The 23,097-nt window shown below is 68.8% G+C and carries 20 protein-coding genes and 1 pseudogene; 13 read left to right on the plus strand and 8 right to left on the minus strand.

What is annotated here, in order from left to right; genetic code table 11:
- Positions 1-518 precede the first annotated feature (518 nt).
- Together ACFYOY_RS14430 and ACFYOY_RS14435 are read right to left on the minus strand one after the other, a co-directional pair.
- Complete coding sequence (locus ACFYOY_RS14430) at positions 519-1,934, minus strand: FAD-linked oxidase C-terminal domain-containing protein (RefSeq protein ID WP_351883970.1); 1,416 nt, start codon at positions 1,932-1,934, stop codon at positions 519-521.
- 89 nt (positions 1,935-2,023) lie between these two features.
- Positions 2,024-2,755 (minus strand): GntR family transcriptional regulator, encoded by a 732-nt coding sequence (locus ACFYOY_RS14435; RefSeq protein ID WP_351883968.1) that lies wholly within the window; start codon positions 2,753-2,755, stop codon positions 2,024-2,026.
- A 408-nt stretch (positions 2,756-3,163) separates the two neighbouring features.
- Here ACFYOY_RS14435 and ACFYOY_RS14440 point away from each other — a divergent pair, with 408 nt between their 5' ends.
- The 8 genes from ACFYOY_RS14440 (at position 3,164) to ACFYOY_RS14475 (ending at position 11,363) form a co-directional block, all read left to right on the plus strand.
- On the plus strand, positions 3,164-4,048 hold the full coding sequence (locus tag ACFYOY_RS14440; RefSeq protein WP_351883966.1) for an NAD(P)-dependent oxidoreductase: 885 nt from the start codon (positions 3,164-3,166) through the stop codon (positions 4,046-4,048).
- Positions 4,049-4,109: 61 nt separating this feature from the next.
- Complete coding sequence (locus tag ACFYOY_RS14445; protein WP_351883964.1) at positions 4,110-5,318, plus strand: CoA transferase; 1,209 nt, start codon at positions 4,110-4,112, stop codon at positions 5,316-5,318.
- Positions 5,315-6,106: an enoyl-CoA hydratase gene (locus tag ACFYOY_RS14450; RefSeq protein WP_351883962.1), complete on the plus strand. Its 792-nt coding sequence runs from the start codon at positions 5,315-5,317 to the stop codon at positions 6,104-6,106. Before ACFYOY_RS14445 ends, ACFYOY_RS14450 begins: the two co-directional genes overlap by 4 nt.
- Positions 6,103-6,987: an amidohydrolase family protein gene (locus ACFYOY_RS14455; RefSeq protein ID WP_351883960.1), complete on the plus strand. Its 885-nt coding sequence runs from the start codon at positions 6,103-6,105 to the stop codon at positions 6,985-6,987. The genes ACFYOY_RS14450 and ACFYOY_RS14455 overlap by 4 nt, the downstream gene beginning before the upstream one ends.
- Positions 6,988-7,085: 98 nt before the next feature.
- Positions 7,086-7,556, plus strand: a complete 471-nt coding sequence (locus ACFYOY_RS14460; RefSeq protein WP_351883958.1) for an RpiB/LacA/LacB family sugar-phosphate isomerase — start codon at positions 7,086-7,088, stop codon at positions 7,554-7,556.
- Between the two features lie 128 nt (positions 7,557-7,684).
- Positions 7,685-9,172 (plus strand): MFS transporter, encoded by a 1,488-nt coding sequence (locus ACFYOY_RS14465; RefSeq protein WP_388587181.1) that lies wholly within the window; start codon positions 7,685-7,687, stop codon positions 9,170-9,172.
- Positions 9,169-10,170, plus strand: coding sequence for an NAD(P)-dependent oxidoreductase (locus ACFYOY_RS14470; RefSeq protein WP_351883954.1), 1,002 nt, complete (start codon positions 9,169-9,171; stop codon positions 10,168-10,170). Before ACFYOY_RS14465 ends, ACFYOY_RS14470 begins: the two co-directional genes overlap by 4 nt.
- The gene (locus ACFYOY_RS14475) at positions 10,170-11,363 is read left to right on the plus strand and encodes a fumarylacetoacetate hydrolase family protein (RefSeq protein ID WP_388587184.1); all 1,194 of its coding nucleotides are present in this window, start codon (positions 10,170-10,172) and stop codon (positions 11,361-11,363) included. Before ACFYOY_RS14470 ends, ACFYOY_RS14475 begins: the two co-directional genes overlap by 1 nt.
- 51 nt (positions 11,364-11,414) lie before the next feature.
- Here ACFYOY_RS14475 and ACFYOY_RS14480 read toward each other — a convergent pair whose 3' ends face one another.
- From ACFYOY_RS14480 to solA, 4 genes are read right to left on the minus strand one after another with little or no spacing between them, the layout of a single operon-like run.
- Entirely contained in the window at positions 11,415-12,656 is a 1,242-nt protein-coding gene (locus tag ACFYOY_RS14480; protein WP_388587186.1) for an MFS transporter, read from the minus strand.
- A gap of 58 nt (positions 12,657-12,714) precedes the next feature.
- Entirely contained in the window at positions 12,715-14,379 is a 1,665-nt protein-coding gene (locus ACFYOY_RS14485) for a hydantoinase B/oxoprolinase family protein (RefSeq protein WP_351883949.1), read from the minus strand.
- Entirely contained in the window at positions 14,376-16,439 is a 2,064-nt protein-coding gene (locus ACFYOY_RS14490) for a hydantoinase/oxoprolinase family protein (RefSeq protein WP_351883947.1), read from the minus strand. The genes ACFYOY_RS14485 and ACFYOY_RS14490 overlap by 4 nt, the downstream gene beginning before the upstream one ends.
- Positions 16,440-16,461: 22 nt before the next feature.
- Positions 16,462-17,604, minus strand: coding sequence for an N-methyl-L-tryptophan oxidase (gene solA / locus ACFYOY_RS14495; protein WP_351883945.1), 1,143 nt, complete (start codon positions 17,602-17,604; stop codon positions 16,462-16,464).
- Between the two features lie 101 nt (positions 17,605-17,705).
- Between solA and ACFYOY_RS14500 the strand changes: the two genes are divergently transcribed.
- On the plus strand, positions 17,706-18,608 hold the full coding sequence (locus ACFYOY_RS14500; RefSeq protein WP_351883943.1) for a MurR/RpiR family transcriptional regulator: 903 nt from the start codon (positions 17,706-17,708) through the stop codon (positions 18,606-18,608).
- A 248-nt stretch (positions 18,609-18,856) separates the two neighbouring features.
- Here the strand turns inward: ACFYOY_RS14500 and ACFYOY_RS14505 are convergent, their stop codons facing one another.
- The gene (locus ACFYOY_RS14505) at positions 18,857-19,915 is read right to left on the minus strand and encodes a Glu/Leu/Phe/Val dehydrogenase dimerization domain-containing protein (protein ID WP_351883941.1); all 1,059 of its coding nucleotides are present in this window, start codon (positions 19,913-19,915) and stop codon (positions 18,857-18,859) included.
- A gap of 79 nt (positions 19,916-19,994) precedes the next feature.
- Here ACFYOY_RS14505 and ACFYOY_RS14510 point away from each other — a divergent pair, with 79 nt between their 5' ends.
- On the plus strand, positions 19,995-20,468 hold the full coding sequence (locus ACFYOY_RS14510) for an Lrp/AsnC family transcriptional regulator (RefSeq protein ID WP_388587191.1): 474 nt from the start codon (positions 19,995-19,997) through the stop codon (positions 20,466-20,468).
- Positions 20,469-20,516: 48 nt separating this feature from the next.
- Here ACFYOY_RS14510 and ACFYOY_RS14515 read toward each other — a convergent pair whose 3' ends face one another.
- A complete protein-coding gene (locus ACFYOY_RS14515; RefSeq protein ID WP_351883937.1) occupies positions 20,517-21,527 on the minus strand; it encodes a helix-turn-helix domain-containing protein in 1,011 nt (336 codons plus the stop codon).
- 71 nt (positions 21,528-21,598) lie between these two features.
- On the opposite strand from ACFYOY_RS14515, the gene ACFYOY_RS14520 reads away from it, so the two are divergent.
- From ACFYOY_RS14520 to ACFYOY_RS14530, 3 genes and pseudogenes are all read left to right on the plus strand, one after another.
- On the plus strand, positions 21,599-22,273 hold the full coding sequence (locus ACFYOY_RS14520) for an HD domain-containing protein (RefSeq protein WP_351883935.1): 675 nt from the start codon (positions 21,599-21,601) through the stop codon (positions 22,271-22,273).
- Positions 22,274-22,321: 48 nt separating this feature from the next.
- Complete coding sequence (locus ACFYOY_RS14525) at positions 22,322-22,744, plus strand: RidA family protein (protein WP_351883934.1); 423 nt, start codon at positions 22,322-22,324, stop codon at positions 22,742-22,744.
- A 204-nt stretch (positions 22,745-22,948) separates the two neighbouring features.
- Positions 22,949-23,035: pseudogene (locus ACFYOY_RS14530) on the plus strand (chemical-damaging agent resistance protein C); the annotation flags it as partial.
- Positions 23,036-23,097: the final 62 nt, after the last annotated feature.

Here is a 23,097-nt window from a genome sequence, read left to right on the forward strand (position 1 = left end):
ACCGGAGCACGCAGTGTCATCCATGTCGTACGCGGCGGCCGGATGCACCGCTTGCCCATGCGCCGAACGCGCGGCCACTTCACTCGGCGCATGGGCCGCGCCCATGACCTCACCGGACATCCCCCGCATGGCGTGCGAGGACATCGAACCGACGGTGGCCGCTGAGGTCTCGTGGTGGACCAGCAGAGCCAGCGCGGCGCACAGGGCAATGACGACTGTGCGCGCCCAGCCGACGGCCCCGCTGCGGGCGTGGCCACACCGGGCGCCCCGCGCCGTCACCGCTGCCACCTTCACCTCCTGCGAATCCGCGGCCAATATACCCCTGGGGGGTAGACATCGCCAGAGAGGGTTACGGCCGGCGGAGGAGCGCAGCGCTGCCGGGCGACGAACTTCCCTTCACCGACGCACAGACTCGATCTGACCAGCGGGGTCATCGACGGAGTGCTCTTCTACGACCCGGACCGGCTGGTCCGCCGGCCCAGGGGCCTCGAAGAATCACCGTCGCACGCGGCCGTTGATCAGCGTCGCGTCCCGCTTGCGGCCAGGACCTTGCCAGGGTTGAGGATGTGCCGTGGATCCAGGGCCGCCTTGACCTCGCGGTGGACGCGCAGTCCAGCCGGTCCGAGTTCCTTGGCGAGCCAGTCTCGCTTGAGCAGGCCCACTCCGTGCTCACCAGTGATCGTGCCGCCCAGGGCCAGGCCAAGGTCCATGATCGCGCCGAACGCCTCGTGGGCCCGTTGCACCTCACCCTCGTCGTTCCGGTCGAACAGAACATGGGGATGCACGTTGCCGTCACCGGCGTGCGCAACGGTGGTGACACGGACACCGTGCTGTTCGGCGATCGCGGGGAGCCTCTCGACCATCTCGGCGAGTCTGCGGCGCGGTACGCACACGTCATCGGCGAGGTAGCTGCCCAGTCGCTCCGTGGCGATGCCCACGAGGCGCCGTGCCTGGAGCAGGAGTTCGGCCTCGGCCGGGTCGGTGGCGACCAGCGCTTCGCCGCCGTGCGACTCCGCGATCCGCGCAAAACGTTCCAGGTCCCCGCGCGCCAACTCTCCTCGATCGGACTGGGCGATCAGCATCGCCCCGGCATCGGAGGGGAAACCGAGGTCCTGGTAGCCCGAAACCACGTCCATCGTGGGACGGTCCATGAACTCGAGGAGGCTGGGGCGTGCCCCGTCCGCCATGAAGTCGGGCACGACGGCGCATGCCGCACCAGCGGTGGGGAAGAACGCGACAGCGGTCAGCGGGCGTTCAGCCGCAGGACGCAACGCCACCGTCACCTCGGTGATCACGCCGAGGGTGCCTTCGGAACCGACGAAAAGGTGGGTCAGGTCGTATCCGGCCACCCCCTTCGCCGTACGTCGACCGGTGCGCAGGACCGTCCCATCGGCCAGTACGACCGTGAGTCCGCGCACGAAGTCGCCAGTCACACCGTATTTCACACAGCACAGGCCCCCGGCGTTGGTTGCCGCGTTCCCTCCCAGGGTGGACGTCTCCCAGGACGAAGGGTCCGGTGGGTAGAACAGTCCGTGCTCGGCTACGGCCCGGGAGAACACCGCATTGACGACACCCGCTTCGGCCCGCGCCGTCTGGTCGACCGTGTCTATCTCCAGGATGCGGTCCAGACGTTCCACCGACAGGAGCAGGCAGCCGTCCACGGCGTTGGCGCCGCCTGCGAGCCCGGTGCGGGCCGCCTGCGGGACGACGGGCACGCTGTGCTCGTGCGCTATCCGCAGGACCTCGGCCACCTGCTCGGTCGACCGGGGCCGCACGAGCGCGGCGGGGATGCCACTGGGGCAGAACGGGGCGTGGTCGGTGCGATACGAGGCGAGGATGTCGGGGTCCGTGGTGAAGGCCTCGGCGGGTAGCTCGCCCGCTATTGAGCGCAGCGCGGAGTCGAGCGAAGTCGAAAGAGACGCGGACGCGGACATGGTCGTACTCCTTGTTCCTGGCGGGACGTCTGAGATCGCGCTGCCCGCCGCCCGATGTGCTGCGGGACCGTGACCGGCAAGGGTCAGGATCACTCCCCCTTGCTTTCCGGCCAGCGCTCCGTGAACGATCGCTCGCCATGCGCGGCGAACGCGTCCAGTACGGCCCGCAGGTCACCACCGCTGATCACTTCGAGCAGCTCACGGTGGCGCTCCACATGAAGGGTCAGGTCTTCATGGTGGTGCTCGCGCTCGTAAAGGTTCATGGCCATGCACAGGACCAGCTGCCGGTACAGCGAGTCGTAGATCTCGACCAGCCTGCGGTGTCCGGCGAGCATCACGAGGGAGCGGTGGAACTCGTAACCGAGCTGGACGAGTTCGGCGCGATCCTCCTTTTCCGCGCTGCGTCGCATGGCTTCGAGGGCGGCCCGCGGCCCGTCCAGGAGAGACGGATCGCTCACCGGGACAGCGAGTTCAACGGCGAGCCGCTCCAGAGCGGAACGCAGGGTCAGGATCTCGTGCACGTCCTGGGCTGAGAGTTCCATGACCGTGGCGCCGCGGCGGGGCGCAATGGAGACGAGGCCCTCCTGTTGAAGCAGGCGCAGCGCCTCGCGCAGCGGCGGCCTGCTGACGCCGAGGTCGGCAGTGAGGCGCTCCTCGATGAGACGGTCGCCTGGGCGCAGGGCACCGGCGAGGATGCGGCGACGCAGTTCCTCTGCGATCAGCTCGACCATGCTCGGGGGGTCGATCCGGCCGACGGGGGTGCCGGCCATCGCACCTGCTCGTTGAACGGTCGGGTGGCTGGTGCTCGGTGCTGGTTTCATCGGCGCTCCTCATTCTCCTCGATGGGGCGCGACTCCCTGGGGTGGACGGGGTGTTGCAAGACTCTTGTCTATCCCTAACCAATCGATGTAGACAATAGACGGAGCGCGATTGAAGACAATAGACGGAGCGCTTCGTGTGGGATCAACTGCATGACGTGACATGTCAAGGTTCGATGCGCCGTTCGCGCTCCGATCCCACTGCGCCTCACCGCCCCCACCCTCACGGGCTTCACACTTCTGCACCCGCTCCGGGATCGGCCCTGGAGTGCCCCTTGCCCCTGGAAGGTATGGCCATGAACAACGCGACACTTCTCACGATGTACGACGGACCCGGCAGGTCCCGCACCAGGCGGCAGGACGGGCCCACCAGCGCTTCGTGCGCCGGCACGACCCGCTGAGGTGCCGGGCATGTCGCACGGAGATCAACCGGCCGAAGCCCGGCCGCATGCCGTATCCGTCGGCTTCGTCGGACTTGGCAATATCGGCCTGCCCATGGCCCGCGCGCTCACCAGAGCGGGACACGCCCTCCGCGTACACGACTTGGACCCGCGGCGGATGCAAGCCGCCGAGGATGCGGGCATGACCGCGGCGACAGGCGGTGTGAAGGATCTCGCCGGATGCGCGGTCGTCGCCCTCGCCGTTTCCGACGACGCCGCCACGTGCCAGATCCTGACGGGCGACTCAGGACTCCTCGCCGTGCTGGCACCTGGCTCTCTCGTGCTGCTTCACTCGACGCTGCTGCCCGCCACGGTTCATCAGATAGGACTGGAGGCACAGGCACACGGTGTGGAACTGGTCGAGGCGCCGGTCAGCGGGGGCGCGGAGCGGGCGCTGCGCGGAGAACTGACGGTCATGGCCGGTGGGAGTGAGGCGGCCTTGACCCTGGCCCGCCCCTACCTGAAGGCGATCGCCACCGAGACCGTTCACATCGGGCCGTTGGGCGCCGGGGCAGTGGCCAAACTCGCCAACCAGCTGATGATGTTCTCCGCGCTGGCAGGTGCCTACGAGGCATTGGACCTGGCGAAGGCGTATGGCATCGATGCCGAGGCCGTTTTGAGGGCCGTGGGCTCCAGCACCGGCGACTCCTGGGTCACCCGGGAGTGGGGCTTTTTCGAAGATGTCGCCGCCGCGTACGAGCGCGGCGGCGTCCCGCGCCATCAGCGCTCCTGGTCCAAGGACCTGTGGGACGTGCTCTCCATCGCCCGCGATGTCCAGCTGCCCGTGCCGTATGCGGCACTACTGGCCCAGACACTGGCGCATCGCATCGAACGCCGGAGCACCGAGCAGAACTGACACCCACACAGCGGGCGCCTTGCGAACAGCTACGCCGCCGAATCCGAGGGGGACTCCAGCAATGACACCCACCGACACCACTGCCCATACCGACGCTCATACCGCCCCGCGGCCTGGTGCCCTGGATGGTGTGCGCGTCGTCGACCTCACCCAGGTGATGGCGGGCCCCTTCGCCACGATGCTCCTCGCCGACCTCGGCGCGGACGTCATCAAGGTCGAACAGCCGGGGTCCGGAGACCAGACGCGCGTCTCCTGGGGTTACCCGCCGCCCGGCCGGGACAGTCCCGCCTTCCACGCCCTCAACCGCAACAAGCGCAGCGTCACCCTGGACCTCGGCTCACAGCAAGGGAAGTCGGGCTTCCGCCGGCTCCTGGCGGACGCCGACATCGTCATCGAGAACTTCCGTCCCGGTGTCGCGGCCCGTCTCGGTGTCGACTACGACTCCGTACGCGCGATCAAGCCCGACATCGTCTATGCCTCGGTCTCCGGCTTCGGCCAGTACGGCCCCTACGCGGAGCGCCCCGGCTACGACCTCATCGCCCAGGGGATGGCGGGTGCCATCAGCATCACCGGCGATCCCGATGGCGCCCCGGTCAAATGCGGACTGCCTGTCGGGGACCTCGGTGCGGGCCTGTTCTGCCTCTACGGCATCCTCGGCGCCCACATCCACCGGCTGCGCACCGGAGAGGGCCAGTACCTGGAGACCTCCCTGTACGAGGCCGTACTCGCCCTGTCCGTATGGGAATCCACGGAGTTCTTCAGCACCGCGAAGGCACCTGAGCGCCTCGGTTCGGCCAACCGCATGTCCGCGCCCTACCAGGCGGTGCGCGCCGCCGACGGGCACCTCACCATCGCCGCCAACAACCAGCGCCTATGGCAGCGACTGTGCCAGGCGCTCGGCCTGGAACACCTGGCCGAGGACGAGCGGTTCGCCACCAACATGGCCCGCATGGAACACCGACCCGAACTGATCGCCCTCATCGAGGGCAGGCTTGCCGCCACCACCGTCGAGGAGGCGGTAGATCTCCTCCTCGATGCGGGTGTCCCCGCCGGCCCCATCCTCGACTACGCCCACATCCTCGCGCACGACCCGCACGCGAGGGCCCGGGCGATGGTCGAGGAGTACGAGCACCCCGTCGAAGGGCCCACTCGCGTCCTCGGCTTCCCCGTCAAACTCGGGCGCACGCCGGCCCGTATCCGCCGCCACCCGCCGCTGCTCGGCGAGCACAACGCCGAACTGCTCACGTCCGCACCGACGGAGCCCCGATGACCAGCCACTCCGAACCACACGTTCGCTGGGAACGCGACGGAACCCATACCGCCTGCCTCACGTTTTCCCACCCCCGCCTGCGCAACGCCCTGACCCTCTCCATGTACGACGAACTGGAGAAGGCATGCGACGAGATCGATGCCGCCGACGCCGTGCGCGTCACGGTGGTACGCGGCGCGGGTGCGGCAGCCTTCGCCTCGGGCACCGACATCCGCGAGTTCACCAGCTTCACTTCGGGCGCCGACGGCATCGCCTACGAACACCGTGTGGGCCGCGCCGTGGACCGTCTCGCCGCCCTCCGCATGCCCACGATAGCCATCGTGCGGGGACCGGCCGTCGGAGCCGGCACGATCCTTGCCGCGAGCTGCGACATCGTCCTGGCCACCCCGGATGCCACCTTCGGCGCTCCCATCGGCCGCACCCTGGGCAACTGTCTCGCCCCCGCAGCACTCGCCCGCCTCTACACGGGCTTCGGCCGCTCTCGCACCCTCCAAGCGCTCTACACCGCCCAACTGATCACCGCGGCGCAGGCCCACGAAACGGGCTTCGTCAGCGAGATCATCGCCGCCGGGGCTCTGGAGGAGCGCGCTGCTGAGCTCTCCTCCCAGATCGCCCGTTGCGCCCCTCTCACCCTTGCCGCCCTGAAGGAAGCCGATCGCAGAGTCCTGGCCACGGCGGTCCCCGCGCACGCCGACGACCTGTACGCGACGTGCTACGGCAGCCGCGACTTCGCTGAGGGAGTCACCGCGTTTCTCACCAAGCGCGCGCCCGTCTGGGAAGGTCGATGATGGCCCGGCCTTTCACGGTCGACGCGCACCACCACTTCTGGCGAACTGCCCGCCAGCCGCAGCCCTGGCGTACCTCCCACCACGCCACCCTCGCCCGTGACTTCGAGCCGGCTGACCTGGAACCGGCGCTGAAGGACAGCGGTATCGACGGCACGGTCCTCATCCAATCCGCCGACCTGCCCGAAGAGAACCAGCGCATGCTCACGTACGCGGCCCAGGCGCACTGGGTGCGCGGTGTCGTCGCCTGGCTTCCCCTCCACGATCCGCCCACGGCCCGAGCCCTCCTCGCAGACCTGCGCGCCCACCCCCTGATCCGCGGAGTACGGTGCCTCATCGGCCGCGACGACGCCGAGTGGCTCACTGCCCCCGCCACACTCGCCCTCTTCCGCGAACTCGCCGATGCCGACCTGACCTGGGACATCGTCCCCGTCACCGAAGCCCAGGCCCGACAAGTCGCGGGCGTCGCCGAAGCTGTTCCGCAACTCCGCGTCATCATCGACCATCTGGGCCGTCCCCCGCTGGACGCCATGGCTACCGGTGGCGACCGCGAGGTCTGGGGACCGTGGCAGGACCGCATCGCCTCCCTCGGCCGGCTACCCAACCTGGCACTGAAACTCTCCGTGGGCATCGACGTCCTCACCGCCTGGCGCACCTGGTCATCCGCCGCCCTCCACCACCCGGCGGCCCACGCCCTGCATCACTTCGGGGCCCACCGCGTGATGCTGGCGAGCAACTGGCCCGTCATCACACTCCATCGCAGCCACAGCAGCGCCTGGAACGATCTCTCCGAGGCGGCCCGCCACGCCCTCCCCACCGACGAGCGGGCGCTGGCCGCCCTCCGCGGAGGCACCGCGATGCGCTGGTACGGCCTGCAGCCCTGAGGCGCGGCCGAAGCGTCCACGGTCCAAGCCCACCGGCCAGGGCCTGGTTCCAGCTGCCCACACCACCCGTTGCACCCCGCTCACCAGAAGGGAAACCCATGCGTATCGCCCTGGGCAACGACCACGCGGGCCTTGCTCTCAAGGACCACGTACGCACGGTCCTCGAAGAACTCGGCCACGACGTCACCGACTTCGGAACCCACGACGACCAGCCCGTCGACTTTCCCGACATCACCCGCGCCACGTGTGAGCCCGTCCGCACCGGAAGGGCCGACCGGGCAGTCCTCGTCTGCGGAACCGGCGTGGGCGCCGTGATCGCCGCGAACAAGATCCCAGGAATCCGCTGCGGTCTGGGCCACGACACCTACTCCGCCCACCAGGGCGTGGAACACGACGACACCAATGCGATCGCCATGGGCGCGTGGCTCATCGGCCCGGCACTGGCGCGGGAGGCCCTTGTGGCATTCCTGGGAGCCCGCTTCGACAACGACGAGGCAACCGTGCGCCGCGTCGCCAAGCTGCACCAGATGGAACGCGACGCCGCGGCGGAACTCACCCGCTCCGCCTGACCACCGCTCCCCGGCTCGGGGCAGCTCCGCACTGCCCCACCCATTGTCCGCTCAGACCGGCCCGCCGCCCGGGCACGGCCCGTCGGTGGCCCCCGCACTGTCATCCCCGGACACGCAAAAGGACACCCATGTCTGACTCGTTCGTTCTACGCCATCCCCAAGATGTCTCCTCACTGGTGAACAGCGGCCGCATCCGCGGCGGCAACGCCAAGTTCGTCGTCGTCATCGCGCTGGCCGGCATCTTCATGGACGCCTACGACTTCACGTCGATCGCCTTCGGCCTCAGCTACGTCCAGGAAGCCTTCAGCCTGTCCCCGCTCATGCTGGGCATCACCGCAGGCGCCATCCTGATCGGCGCGCTGATCGGCTCCCTGCTGGGTGGAACACTCATGGACCGCATCGGCCGCGAGAAGGTGTTCACCGCCGACCTCGTCGTGCTGATCATCGCCACGCTCCTGTGTGCGATCTCGCCCAACGCCTGGTTCTTCCTCGCCTCCCGCTTCCTGATGGGCATCTCGGTGGGCATCGACTACCCGGTCGCCTTCAGCTTCATCGCCGAGTACTCCTCGCACCGGAACAAAGGCAGGGCACTCAACCTGTACGCCCCCGTCTGGTACGTGGCGGTGGGATCCACCTTCGTCCTCCTTCTCATCGGCTACTACGTCTTTCAGGCACTGTCCTGGGACATCGGGGAACTGTGGCGCGTGGTCGTCGGGTTCGGAGTGGTGCCCACCGCAGCGGTCCTCTACCTCCGGCGCAAGTACCTGACGGAGTCCCCGACCTGGGTGGCCATGAACAAAGACCTGCACGAGGCGGCAGCCGTCCTGCGCAAGGCCTACGGCGTGGACGTCACCGTCGCCGACGACGCCGTGCTGCGCATGCCGAAGCGCACACGCACCGAACCGGTTCTGCAGAGCTTCGGCCGGCTGTGGAACCGCACCTATCGTCCGCGCACGCTCCTCGCCCTTGTGGTCAACTTCTGCCAGGGCGCCGAGTACTACGCGGTCGGCTTCTCCATCGGGGTGGTGACTCAACAGGTATTCGGCCAGACCGTCCTGACCGGCATCGTCGGGCCTCTCGCCTTCAACCTGCTGTTCGGAGTCGGCGGCGGACTGCTCTCCACCTGGCTCGCACCCCGGGTACGCATCAGCAGACTCGCCCTGTGGGGCTTCTGCGGAACCACGGCCTCCTTGCTGCTGGTCAATCTCTTCGGCAAGGAGCCGTTCGACGGCGCCATCTGGATCGCCGCCCTGTTCCTCGGCGTGTTCATCTTCTCCCACGCCGCCGGCCCAGGAACCCAGGGAGCGGTTATCGCCACCTTGTCCTACCCGACCTCGATCAGAGGAGTGGGTGTCGGCTTCGCCCAGTTCGGCAACCGCATCGGCGGCACCATCGGCTTGGTGGCGTGGCCCGCGCTGACCGCGGCATACGGCCTCGACGCGTTGCTGTGGCTCGCCCTGATGCCGTTCGCGGGACTGCTCTGTCTGCTGGTCATCCGCTGGGACCCAACAGACGAGGACGTGGACGCGGAGGACTACGCCACCGCGCCCAGTGTTGTTCCCGCCGCAGGACCTACGACACCCCAGACCCCCGTCTCTCCTGGAGGAACGCTGTGACCGAGACACCAGCCACCACACACCCGGCCGGCCCCTCCCGGCTCCCCGCTCCCGCCCCTGGGCCCGTGGCCTTTGTGGGCCTCGGCGTCATGGGCCTGCCCATGGCACGCAATATCGCGGCCGCTGGTATCGAACTGTGCGTCTACGACGCGTCGTCGCAGGCCGGCGACAGGGCCCGCGACCAAGGGCTCAAGGTCGCGGCCACCCTTGCGCAGGCGCTCGAGGGAGCATCCACGGTGATCACCATGCTGCCGGACACCCCACATGTACGGGAGGTACTGCTCGGTCCTGGCGGAGTACTCGCGTGCTGCGCCGAAGGAACGGTGGTCGTGGATATGAGTACGATCTCGCCCCTTGCCACCCAATCACTCGCGGCCGAACTTGCCGACCGACGGCTCGCCCTGGTCGACGCGCCCGTCAGCGGCGGGGTGCGCGGAGCGGTATCGGGAGCACTGTCCATCATGGCGGGAGGCACGGCCGAGGCACTGGCCCGCGTCCGTCCCGTACTGGAGACCATGGGCTCGACCACCGATGTGGGCCCGGTCGGTTCAGGGCAAGTGGTCAAGGCCTGCAATCAGGTCGCGGTGGCGCTCGCCATCCAGGCGGCGTGCGAGGCGTTCACCCTGGGTTCCCGCTTCGGCGTTCAACCCCGAGTACTGCGTCAAGCGCTCCTGGGCGGCGCCGCGTCGTCCTGGGTACTCGAACATCTCGCCCCGCAGATGATCGACGGGGACGACAGTGCGGGATTCCGTGTCGCCCTGCAAGTCAAGGATCTGCGCATCGCGGTGGACACGGCGGCGGCCCAGGGCATGCCGCTGCCCGGGGCGTCCGGGGTGCTGCAGCTGTACCTGGAGGCCATGTCACACGGGCAGGAGGCCGACGGTAACCAGGCCCTTGCACGTGTCTACGAACGCATGGCGCACGTCCGTATCGCCTCACCCATGAACACATCGACCGAGCAGGTCAACGACCGGATCACGAACGGAGGGGACAACTGATGGAGGACCTCTCGACGGCCCTGACGCCCTGTCTGCCGAGGGACGACGCGGACGCGGTCCTGGTCGGACGGCTCTGGGACCCGCGGTGCGAAGGTCCCCGGGTGGTGACCGTCCGAGGCGGCCGAGTCGTGGACCTCACGGATGTGTTCCCCACGGTGGCCGACCTCATGGAGGAGCACGACCCGGGCCAGGCCGTCGCGGCGGCATCCGGGCCGACCCGCTGGTCATTGCGGGACCTGCCTGGTGCCCAGGACGGCGATCGGCACCTACCGCGTCTGCTCGCACCGATCGACCTTCAGGTGGTCAAGGCATGCGGAGTCACGTTCGTGGACAGCATGATCGAGCGCGTCATCGAGGAACGCTGCGGAGGAGACGTCACTCGGGCCGCCGCGGTTCGTGACCTCGTCATGGACACACTCGGCGGCAGCATCACCGCAGTGGCCCCGGGCAGTGAGGAAGCGAGTCGGGTCAAGGAGGTACTCACCGCACAGGGAATGTGGTCGCAGTACCTCGAGGTGGGCCTCGGGCCCCATCCCGAGGTGTTCACGAAGGCTCCGGTCCTGTCATCGGTGGGCCATGGCTCCGCGATCGGCATTCCGTCCTTCTCCGTGTGGAACAACCCGGAACCGGAGCTCGTCCTCGTCGTCGACTCCGCAGGCCGCGTCAAGGGCGCGACACTCGGCAACGACGTGAACCTGCGCGATATCGAAGGACGCAGTGCCCTGCTCCTCGGAATGGCCAAGGACAACAACGGCTCCTGCGCCATCGGCCCGTTCATCCGGCTCTTCCACGCGGGCTTCACCCTCGACGATCTGCGCAGTGAGGAGATCACCCTGCGCGTCGACGGACCGGACGGCTTCCTCATGGAGGGCCGCAACAGCCTCGCCAGGATCAGCCGGAGCTTCGAGGAGCTGGTCACCGCGACCCATGGCAGCCATCACCAGTATCCGGACGGGTTCGCCCTGTTCACCGGTACGCTCTTCGCCCCGTCACAGGATCGGGGAGCACCGGGCAGGGGCTTCACCCACCGGTATGGCGATGTCGTCACGATCAGCAGCCCTCACCTCGGGACACTCAGGAGCGTGACCCGCCCGACCAGTGGGCTGCCACCGTGGGAGTTCGGCATCCGGGCGATGACGGCCTACTTGGCCCGGCTCCGATCGCCTGGCGGCGCAACGGTGGCCGCACAGTGACCCCCAGCGGCCCCGGGGACACTCCTCCAGCAGCGGCATTTCGGTGATCTGCTAATCCAGGACGCGGCCCTTGGTTTCTGGCAGTAGCCAGATGAACAGGAGGGTCAGGACGGTACAGATCATCACCACGGTGACGATTGCCCTGCCCAGCCCGCTTCCCGCCGCTGCCCAGCCGATGAACGCCGGGCTGAACGCCGCGACACCGCGCCCGACGTTGTAGGTGACGCCCGCACCGGTGCCGCGGACGCGCGCCGGGAACAGCTCGGTGAACAGGGCGCCCTTGCCTGACGCCTGGGCCGAGATGAAGAAGCCGACCACAAACGCGAGCAGCAGGTTGTACCAGAGGGCATCGAGCGGAACTTCCATGAACAGGAAACCGAACACTGTCGTTCCCAGGTAGAAAACCGTGAACGCCCAGCGTCGTCCGATGCGGTCGTGCAGGTGGCCGCCGAGCACATAGCCGAGCCAGTTCCCGGCGATCATGAACCAGATGTACATTGCGGTGTCGCCGACGCTGAGCCCGCGTTCTTCCTTCAGGTACAGCGGAATCCAGGTCTGCATCGCGTAGGTGCTGGCCAGACCACTTGCACCGAACAGCGTTCCCAACACGGTGTGTTTGCGCAGTCCTGGGGCGAAAAGCTCGGCGAATGCGCCCTTTTCGCGCGGCTTCCGTTGCACCTGGGACGTCGGCACGTCGCGTAGCTTCCGCCGGATCAGCAAAGCCACCAGCGCGGGCAGGACGCCGGTCACAAACATCACCCGCCACGCGACCGTCTCCGGCAACCAGGCGTTACTGAGCAGGTAGGCGAGGTTCGCGCCGGCCCAGCCCACGGACCACGCGGACTGGATCCATGCCAGCACCCTCCCCCGGCGCTCCGGAGCCGCGTATTCCGCCATGAGCGCGGCACCCACCGGCCATTCGGCACCGAAGAAGAAACCTTCGAGCGTGCGCCACAACAGCAGCTGCCCGAAGTCCTGCGAGGTGGCGGTCAGGCCCGTGAACAGGGCGTATGCGCCGATGACCAGTACCAGGATCTGGACCCGGCCGAAGCGGTCCGCCAGCCTGCCACCGACCACGCCGCCCACCGCGGAGCTGATGAGCGCGCAGGAGGTGGCCAACCCGCCCTGCGCCGTGGTGAGGCCGAATGTGGCGATGATCCCGCCGAGGGCGAGCGGGAACATCTGGTTGGTGAATCCGTCCAGGCCCCAGCCGGTCCAGGTTGCCCAGGTCACCCGCCGGACGAGGGATCTGTCGAGGCCGGCGGAAGAGGGAGCAGTCGATGTGGTGGTCATGCCTGCACTCCGATCGGTCAATACCAGGGTTCGATCAGCGCCGTGGGACCGCGGTTGCTCAGTCGGCCGACCGGAATCCGTAGAGGTCGCGTGCCGCTTGCTCGGTGATTCGCCCATTGCTCAGGTCCTCGCGCACTCGTTCGGGACTGCGTGAGGCCGGGTCGCCGAAGCCACCGCTGCCGGGGCTTTCCACCCGGAGTACGTCGCCCCGGCGCAGCTGTACGCCGGACACCCGCCCGCCCGGTAGCCGGTGCTCGTCGTCCCGGCCGGGGTTGACGATGAAGCGTCCGGGACTCCCGTCGTGACCGCCGCCGAGGCCCCATGGCCGGGTTGCCTGCCGGTCGGCATGCGCGGAGAATTCCGCACTGTCACCGAGGATCCGCAGGTCCCGGCGCACGCCGAGGCCGCCGCGGTGGGTGCCCGCGCCGCCGGAGTCGGGGATCAGCTCGTAGGTGTCGACCAGCAGCGGGTATTCCTGTTCCAGCGCCTCGATCGGCAGGTTCGAGGAGTTGGTGATGTGCACCTGGACGGCGTCCAGACCGTCCTTCGTGGTCCGGGCACCGCCGCCCCCGGCGACCACCTCCGGGTAGACGAAGAAATCGCCGTCGCACTCCCCGGAGAACGTCACATAGGTGACGGTGCTGTGGCTGGCGGCCGGAACCCGCTCCGGCACCGCGGCAGCCAGCGCGCCCAGCACCACGTCGGCCACCCGCTGGCAGGTGTCGGTGCGGGCGGTCACCGGCGCGGGCTCGACCGGGTTGACGATGCTGCCGTGCGGCGCGTCGATCTCCACCGCGTCGAAGAACCCGCCGTTGGGCGGAATTCCCGGATCCAGCACGGCCTTCAGCGCGTAGTAGACGGTGGCTTCCAGCGCCGGGCGCACCACGTTGATGCCCACCGGCGACTGCGGACCGGTACCCGCGAAGTCCAGCGAAACGCGTTCGCCGTCAACGGTGATCGCCACCGCGATCTCGGTGGCCGGGCCGTCGCCGGGGTCCATCAGGTCGCGGAATCGGTAAGTACCGTCCGGGACCTCGCGCAACGCCGCCGCCAGCCGCTTGCGGGAGTGGTCGAGCAGGTATGCGGTGGCCGCGCGGACCGTCTCCCGGCCGTAGCGCCGGTGCACCTCGCGCAGCTGCCGTTCCCCGATCTCCACCGAGGCCAGCTGGGCGAGCATGTCACCGCGCCGCTCCTGCGGCAGCCGCGAGTTCAGCTCGATGAATGCCAACGGCGCCTGCTCGACACCGTCCACCGTGGCGAACGTGACCAGCGGTATGCGCAGACCCTCCTGGAAAAGCGAGTTCGAGTCACCAGCGTTACTGCCAGGAACCCGGCCGCCGATGTCGGAGTGGTGCGCGATGTTCGCGCTGTAGCCGATCAACTCACCGTCGACGAACACCGGCTTGACCATGGTGATGTCCGGCAGATGGGTGCCGCCGCCGTGGTAGGGATCGTTGGTGATGAACACATCCCCCGGTCGCACCGTCAGCTCGGAGGCCACCAGCGAGTCGATCAGGCCGGTCATCGATCCCATGTGGATCGGCATGTTCTCGGCCTGCGCGACCAACGAGCCGTGCTCATCGAACAGCGCGGTCGAACAGTCCGAGCGTTCCTTGATGTTCGTCGAGTAGCTCGCCCGGCGCAGCACCGCGCCCATCTCCTCGGCGGTGGTCACCAGGGACGCGCCGATCACCTGCACGGTGATGGGGTCGAGAGTCTTCATCGCTGCTCCACTTCGATGATGAGGTTGCCGTAGCGGTCGACGCACGCGGTGGCGTCCGGGGTGATGACCGTGGTGGTGTCGAGCTGTTCGACGATCGCCGGGCCCGGCAACACGGTGCCCGCCCGCAGGCCCGCGCGGTCGTAGACCGGGGTGTCGACCGGGCCGGTCTCGTCGAAGTCGACCCGGCGGCGGCCGATCAGCGCTTCCCCTGACTCGGAGCCTTCCGCGATGGCCGGCAACTCCGGTTTGTCGACCGCCGCGGCCGCGGTCAGCTGTACTTCCACGATCTGCACGCGGGCGTCGCGGTGCGCGAAGCCGTAGCTCTTGGCGTGCTGCTCGTGGAACGCCGCCATGATCTCGGCCACCGCGTCGGAGTCGAACCGCGCCGCGTCGATCACCCGCTGCGGCAAGGGAACCGACAGCTCGAAATTCTGCCGGGCGTAGCGCATCTTGGCTTCTCCGGTGATCTTCGTGTTCGCACCGGACGGCGCTTCGGATGCCAGCCAGCCACGAGCCGATTCGTGCGCCTCGCGCAGCACCTCGTTGAGCTTGTCGGGGTTGCGCTCGTCGGCCTCCTCCAGCACGGCCTTGGCGAACTCGGTGCGGATGTCGGTGACGAGCAATCCCAGCGCGCACAGCGTGCCCGGATTCGGCGGCACCAGCACGGTGCTCATGCCGACCTCGCGAGCAACCTCGACCGCGTGCAGCGGGCCGGCCCCACCAAAGGCGACCAGGACATAACCGCGTGGGTCTTCGCCTGCCTCCACCGAGACCTTGCGCACCGCTCCGGCCATGTTGACCGCCGCGATCCGCCCGATGCCGCGCGCGGCCACCGACCGGTCGGCCCCCATCGCCCGCGCGACGCTGTCCACGGCACGCTCGGCTGCCGCGTAGTCCACCGCGAGCGCGCCGCCCAGGACGTACTCCGGGTTCAACCGCCCACGCAGGACGTTCGCGTCGGTGACGGTCGGTTTGACACCGCCCCGCCCGTACGCGGCCGGGCCGGGCTGCGAACCGGCGCTGCTCGGGCCGACCTCCAACGCCCCGCCGGGGTCCACCCGGGCGATGCTGCCGCCGCCGGCACCGACGGTGTGGATGTCCAGCGACGGCGTGCGGACCGGGCGCTGGTTGATCCGGCGCTGCGACGACACCAGTGCCCGCCCGTCGCGCACAAGGCAGACATCGGTGCTGGTACCGCCCATATCGAAGGTGATCAGGTTGCCGAAACCGGCCTGCCCGGCCACATGCGACGCCGCGACGACGCCCGCCGAAGGCCCGGACAACAACGTGGTCACCGGGTACCGGCTCACCGAGTCCAGCGACATCATGCCGCCGCTGGAGCCGATCACCCGGGGCTCGACCGGCACCCCGGTCGCCCGGATCCGCTCGGCCAGCCGCGACATATAGCGGTTGATCTTCGGGCCGACGTAGGCGTTGACCACAGTGGTCGAGAACCGCTCGAACTCCCGGAACACCGGCGCCACCTCGGTGGAGGCACACACGTAGACCTCCGGTAGAGCCGCCCGCAGCCGGTCGGCGACCTCCAGTTCGTGGTCACCGTTGCGGTAACTGTGGAGGAAACAGACCGCGACCGCCTCGGGCTGCGCCGCGCGGACCCGATCCACCGCGGCGGCGATGTCGTCCTCGTCCAGCGGGGTGAGCACCTTGCCCTCCGCGGACATCCGCTCGACGACCGCGTGCACCAGCGACCTCGGGACCAGCGAAGGCGCCTTGTCGGCGTCCATGTCATAGAGGTCGGGGCGTTGCTGGCGGCCGATCTCCAGGATGTCCCGCAGTCCCGCGGTGGTCACCAAAGCGGTGAGTGCACCGTTGGATTCCAGCACGGTGTTGGTCGCGACGGTGGTGCCGTGCCCGAGGTATCCGACCTCCCCGGGGTCCGTGTCGGCCTGTTGCAGTACCGCACGGACGCCTTCGGCGACCGCCACGGACTGGTCGTCGGTGGTCGAAGGCAGCTTGTGGATGTAAAACCGGCCTGTAGCCGCGTCCAGGGCGGTCACGTCGGTGAACGTGCCGCCGACGTCGATTCCGATGCGGAGCATGGAAATCCCTTCGGGATGGAGATCAGGCCAGCCGCGACAGCGACAGGTGGTCAATGGGGAGATCCGTACGGCCGGTCAGCAACAGGTCCACCGCGGACCTGGCGAACACCGGCGCCAGTTTGAAGCCGTGCCCGGAGAACCCACCCATGATCAGGACATTGGGCCGCTCCGGGTCGCGGCCGATGATGCCGTGGTTGTCCGCGGTGTAGCCCTCCATGAACGTGCGCACCACGGCGGGCCGCGTCGGCAGGCCGTTCAGGCACCGCGACACCGCGGCCGACACACGCGGGACATATTCCGGCTCCACCACCGGGTCGAGCCGGTCCGGATCGTCCACAACGGACTTCGGCACGTGCAGGTTGACCTTCAGACCACCGCCGACGTCCGGGAAGAAGGAAAAGGTGTTCTCCCCGCCGCTGCGGCGGATTCCCACCGGGAAGTGCTCGGGAGCCCACCCCGGTCCGGCATCGAACCAGCACAGCACGGCGCGGCGGATCTCGACCTCGCGCGCAAGCCTCGGCACGCTGCGGGTGATCCAAGGGCCGGTGCACACGACCGCCTGGTCGAACTTCTCGACCTTGGCTTCGTCGCCCCGGCGGTAGTGGACGGCCACACCGGTGTCGGTGTCGACGACATCGACGACGGTGTGGCCGGCATGGATCAACGCACCGGCTTTCTGCGCGAGCAGGGCGGTTTCGGCCACCGCGCGGTGCGGATGCAGCAGCCCACCCTGCCGGTCGAGTAGCACCACATCGTCGTCGAAGAGCTGGTGCTGCGGAAACCGCTGCGCCGCCTGACGGTGGTCGAGCCGCTCGACGTCGAGTCCCCATTCCTCGGACACATCGACGACGGTGCGCACATCGGGATCCTGCGCCGACCCAATGGTCAGCGCCCCGCACGGATCGAGCAGCCTGACGCCGGCCTGCGCACCGAGCCGATCCCACGCGCGCCGCGCCTCGCGCAGCAAGGGCACGTAGCTGCCGCCCTCCTTGTAGGCGACGCGGAAGATGCGGGTTTCCCCGCCCGCGGCGCCCCGCTCGTGGCCGACGTCGAACTGCTCGAACCCGGTCGCGGACACGCCGCTGGTCGCGAGCCTGTGCAAGACCTGGCTGCCCATCGTGCCCACGCCGATGACGGCGACTCTCGGCTGCTGGCGTGGTTTCATCGCTGTCTCCGCAGGTGTCGGGAGCCGTTTGCGCGAGGAACGTAGCATTCACATCACATGCAGACAATGGATGAAGCAAACACTTCATTCCTGGATGGACAATGGACGACGTGAACACTTCAGCCAGCGAGACCTTGGGGCACCGCATCCGCAACCGCTCCGCGACGCTCTCCAACGGAGAACGGGCGGTGGCCGACTACCTGCAACGACACCCCGAGCAAACGGCCATCTCCTCGGCCGCGAAGCTCGGCGAGATCACCGGGACCAGCGACGCCACTGTGATCCGCACGGCCCGCAAGCTCGGCTTCGACGGACTCAACGACCTCAAGCGCAGCCTGGTCGAGCACCTGACCCGCCGCCGCAATCCCGCGCAGGTCCTCGATGACCGGGTGCAGCGGCTGAGCCCGGCGGAGCACGGCGTGCTGCAACCAGTGATCGACGCCGGCCTCGCGCTGCTCGGTGAGGTGCCCGCCCTCGTCGAGAATGACGAGTGGTCCCGCTCGGTGGCGGCGATCAACGAAGCCGAGCATGTCTGGGCGTACGGCATCGGACCCGGTGCCTCTGTCGCCGAACACCTCGCCCTGAGCCTCAGGCGCGTGGGCAAGGCGGCCGATGCCTGGACGGCGACCGGGTTCCGGCTCGCCGACGACCTCCTGCGGCTGCAACCCTCCCACGCGGTGGTCGCCGTCGCCCCGCTGCGGGTGTTTCGCGAGATCGGCATCCTTCTCGATCACGCCCATCGCATCGGCGCGAGCAGCATTCTGCTGACCGAAGCTACCGACGAAGGCAGGGGAACCCGGGCGGACATCTTGCTGCCGTTGCCCGACTCGACCGACGGGGCGGCGAACGAACTCATCGCGCCGCTGACGATCCTGCACGCCCTCGTGCTGGAGCTGGTCGCGGCGCAGCGTTCCGCTGCCGTCGACCACTACCAGCAGCTCAACGCCCTGCGTACCGAGATCGCGGGCACCGAACTCGACATCACCCAGTTGCCGGAGCTATGAGCTATGCGTCCCACACCGGGCCAGTTGCGCCTTCCCCGATGGGGTTCTTGCCGGCGGGTGGGATCCTGAGTCTTTCCCGGGGTGAGGCCAAGCGCCGGCGAACTCGTTCGTCCACGCGTAGCATCTCGCCCTCATGAGTCCCGGTCAGCTCGTCGACCAGGGGGGCCAGGGGACCAAGTCACGGCATACCGGGCGAGAAGGATGCGGTCCAGCGCTCAGCATGGTCGGGGCGGTGTTGTCCCCGGCCATCAGACGGCCTGGGCCTCCACGGCCGAGGACGCCAGTCGGCGCTCGGCAATCTGCTGGGCCGCCCGCAGCGGGGTGGTGCCGGTCGAGAACGCCAGGTCAAGGATGCGGGTCACGGTGTCGCCGATGTCCTCCACCCGCTGCTGCGCGGCCTCGTGGCTGTAGCCCTCCGACTCCCGGCTCAGGGCGTAGGCGATACCGCCGGCACTGGCGACATAGTCGGGCACCCAGACAATGCCCCGCTCCGCGAGGACATCGGCCACACGCTCCTCGGTGAGCTGGTTGTTCGCCGGACCGACGACCAGGCGCGCGGTGATCTGCGGGACGGTCACGTCACTGAGTACACCGCCGACGGCCGCCGGGACCAGCATGTCGGCCGGCGCGGACAGAGCCTGACCGGGCTCGACCCATCCGTAACCGCTCGCCAGGGCCGCCTCCTTACGGGAGGCTTCCAGGTCCGACACGACGACATGCGCGCCCTCAGCGGCCAGGCCGGCGGCAATTCCGCTGCCCACCGACCCGAAGCCGCTGATCACCACGGTCCGTCCGGCGCAGGAGGCATCGCCGAACACCTGCCGCGCACCGGCGCGCAGGGCCGCCAGGACGCCGGTGGCGGTCGGGCCTCCGGAGTTGCCGGTACCGCCGTGCTCCTCGGGCGCGCAGTACGCGTACGGCGAGAAACGCCGCAGGACCACCATGTCCTCGGGGCCGGTGCCGACGTCGGGGCCGGTGCGGTAGGAACCCTGGAAGGAGGCGATCAGCTCGCCCAGATCCTCCAATGCGGCCTCACGCAACTGTGGGGTGAGCGCGGTGTCGTTGTCGAGGGCGACCACGCTCTTGCCGCCGCCGAAGTCCAGACCGGCCACCGCGGCCTTGTAGGTCATCGCCTCCGACAGGCGCAGCGCGTCGGCCAGTCCATGCTCCCAGGTGTCGTAGCGGCGCAGTCGGCAGCCGCCGACCGCCGGGCCCAGGGCCCGGGAGTGGACTGCCACGATCAGCGGCAGCCCAGAACGGCGGCCACGTCGAATGATCACGTCTTCATGCGCAAGTGCTTGGCTCATGCCCCCGAAGCTAGGCTGATGCACGGAATGGTTGACGTGACGCCGAAGTACATTCGGTGTCGCGATCCAGGAGGCAGTCATGGATGAACTTGATTCGGCGATCGTGCACCATCTACAGGCCGATGGTCGGCAGTCCAACCGGGCCCTCGCCGAGAAGCTCGGTATAGCCCCCTCTACCTGCCTCGAACGCACCAGGTTGCTGCACAAGCGCGGCATCATCCAGGGCTACCGGGCCCAAGTCTCCCTGCGGGCACTCAACCGCGCCGTGCAGGCGATGGTCTTCACCCAGGTCCGGCCTCTGCGCCGGGATGTCGTCGCCGCCTTCGAGCGGTCGGTGACCCAGCTACCAGAGGTGGTCTCCGTCTACACGATGGCCGGCAGCGACGACTTCCTCGTCCACGTCACGGCACCGGACATCGACCACCTGCACGCTTTCCTCCTGGACCAGTTCACCAACCGCCGGGAGATCGTCAGCTTCCGCACCTCGATCATCTATCAGCACCTCACCAACCCAGTGCTCGACCCACTACCCACGGAGACAGAGCGCCTGTGACGCCACGCGGTCACCGGACAGGCCGCTGTTCCGGCGCCCGCCTGTGCCTCAGCACGTGGAACCCGACAGGGAATCCGCGGGATCGGCGCGCAGGCCCTCTGGTGAACAGGCCGGACTGCGCGACGTCGAGCGCCCGAAGGTGCGGCGGTAGGCGGTGGGGGTGGTGCCCAGTGCGCGCCGGAAGTGCAGCCGCAGGTTGGCCGCCGTGCCCAGTCCGCAGTCCCGCGCCACCCGGTCCATCGGGTGGTCCGTGGTTTCCAGCAGTTCCCGCGCCCTGCTGAGGCGGGCGCCCTGCAACCACTGCAACGGGGTCGTGCCCGTCTCCTCGGTGAACCGGCGCATGAAGGTGCGCTGCGAGAGACCCGCGTGCCGGGCGAGCACGCGCAGCGTGAGCGGCTCGCCGAGCCGCTGCAGGGCCCACCCCCGGGTACCGGACAGCGACGCCTCACCGGCCACCGCGACGGGAGCCGGCACGTACTGGGCCTGCCCACCGTCCCGGTGGGGGGCGGCCACCAGACCGCGGGCGATCTCGTTGGCCACCACCGCCCCCAGGTCGCGGCGCACGAGGTGCAGGCACAGGTCGATACCGCAGCACACCCCGGCCGACGTGAGCACGTCGCCCTCGTCGACGTAGAGCACGTCGCGGTCGACCTTGACGGCCGGGAAGCCCCGCTCGAACTCGTCGATGTGCTTCCAGTGGGTCGTGGCGTGCAGCCCGTCCAGCACGCCCGCCGCGGCCAGTGCGAAGGCGCCCGTGCAGATCGACACCACACGTGTGCCCCGGTCGCGGGCCTCGGCCAGCGTGCCGAGCACGGCGTCCGGCAGCTGGAGGATCGGTTCGAATCCCGGCACGACCACGGTGTCGGCGGTGCGCACCTGCTCCAGCTCCCCGTCGGCGACCAGGGCGAAACCCGCGCTGGTGACCACCTTCGCGTCCAGCGCGCACAGGGTCATCTCGTAAGGGGTTTCCGGCCGGGTGGTGAAGATCTGCGTCGGGATCGCCAGGTCGAGCGGGGTGACCCCGTCCAGCGCCAGGACCGCGACTCGATGCACTGTCATGGCAAGATTCTATCGAAGCGAGGAAATTTTGCCTCTCGCCAGGTCAGGGTGGTCGCGGCCAGGCTGAGGACATGACCGGACCTACCCGCGAGGCGACCGCCGACCTGATCACGCTGCCCGGCACACCGCTCGCCGACGCCGTCGTGAACCTCATCCGACCGGTGGAAACACCGTCCGTCTTCAACCACAGCCTCCGCAGCTATCTGTTCGCCCGGCTGCTGGCCGACCGCCTCGGCCTGGCCGTCGGCCACGACTACCACGACGACCTGTTGTTCGCCGCGTGCGCGATGCACGACCTCGGCGTGGCGTCGGACGGCCCGCACAGCCAGCGGTTCGAGGTCGAAGGCGCCGACCGGGCCGCCGCGTTCCTCATCGAACGCGGAGTGCCCGCGGCCGACGCCGACCAGGTCTGGCAGGCCATCGCCCTGCACACCTCGCCGGGTATCGCGGAACGCCGCGGCACGCTGTGCGTGCTCGTCCGCGAAGGCGTCGCGCTCGACTTCGGCGGCCCCCTGGGTGCCGGCCACGTCGACGCCGTCACCGATGAGCAGGCCGATGCCGTGCACGCCGCCTATCCACGGCTGGGCATGATCCGCTCACTCACCGACGCGATCGTCGCGCAGGCCGCGAAGAACCCGACGAACGCACCCCGGTACTCGATCCCCGGCGAATTCCTCCGCGAACGCCAGACCTTCGGCCGGACCCGGCTGGAGCACGCCTGCCGTTCGTCCCGCTGGGGCAACTGACTCCACTGACTCCACGCCTTACGTCAACAAGGAAAAGGAAGCACCGCCATGACCATCCACACCGTCGAGGTCCCCGAGGACAACGCCGTCTTCGGGCAAACCACCAGCGCCTTCGCGAGCTTCGGCTATTCCGCCGCGGTCCGCGCGAACGGCCTCCTGTTCATCGCGGGAACCATCGGCCGCCGAGCCGACGGAACCATCCCGGACACCATCGAGGAACAGACCGAGATCGCCATCCGGAAGATCGAAGAGATCCTTCGACTGGAGAACCTCGACCTGTCCGCCCTCGTCGACGTCACCAGCTACCACGTCGACATCCGCCAGCATCTGCCCGGCTTCATCGAGGCCAAGCAGCGCCTCGTCAACGCGCCCTACCCGACCTGGACGATCATCGGAGTCAGCGGCCTCGCCAGCCCGGGACTCCTCGTCGAAATCCGCGCGACCGCCGCGTACCCCGACTCATCCCGGTAGCCGCCGCTCGTGGGCCCGCTCCCGGGCCCACGAGCCCGTCGGCGACTGACGTGAGGTCGTCATGAAGACCGCTCGGCGTCCCGGGTTGCCCGGTGGTGGCCGGGTTCCCGCTCACCGTGCAACTCGCGGCGCCGGCCGACCCGTTCCTGCGCCCGCTGCGGACCGCGGTCGGCTACGCGGCCGTCTCCTCGGCGTTTGTAGTGGGAGTTCTCCCGGCACGGCGGCGAGTGGAAGTTTCGCGCTGTTGGCCCGGAACATGTGTCGGGGCTGCGAGGCATCGCTCTAGACTTCAGGTCAATGTTTCGCAAAGCCAGGTACGGCGCGGGGGAGCCCCGTACAAGACGATTGGGTAG

It is taken from the genome of Streptomyces sp. NPDC007875 (genome assembly GCF_042868035.1).
In the GTDB taxonomy this organism is placed as follows: domain Bacteria; phylum Actinomycetota; class Actinomycetes; order Streptomycetales; family Streptomycetaceae; genus Streptomyces; species Streptomyces antimycoticus.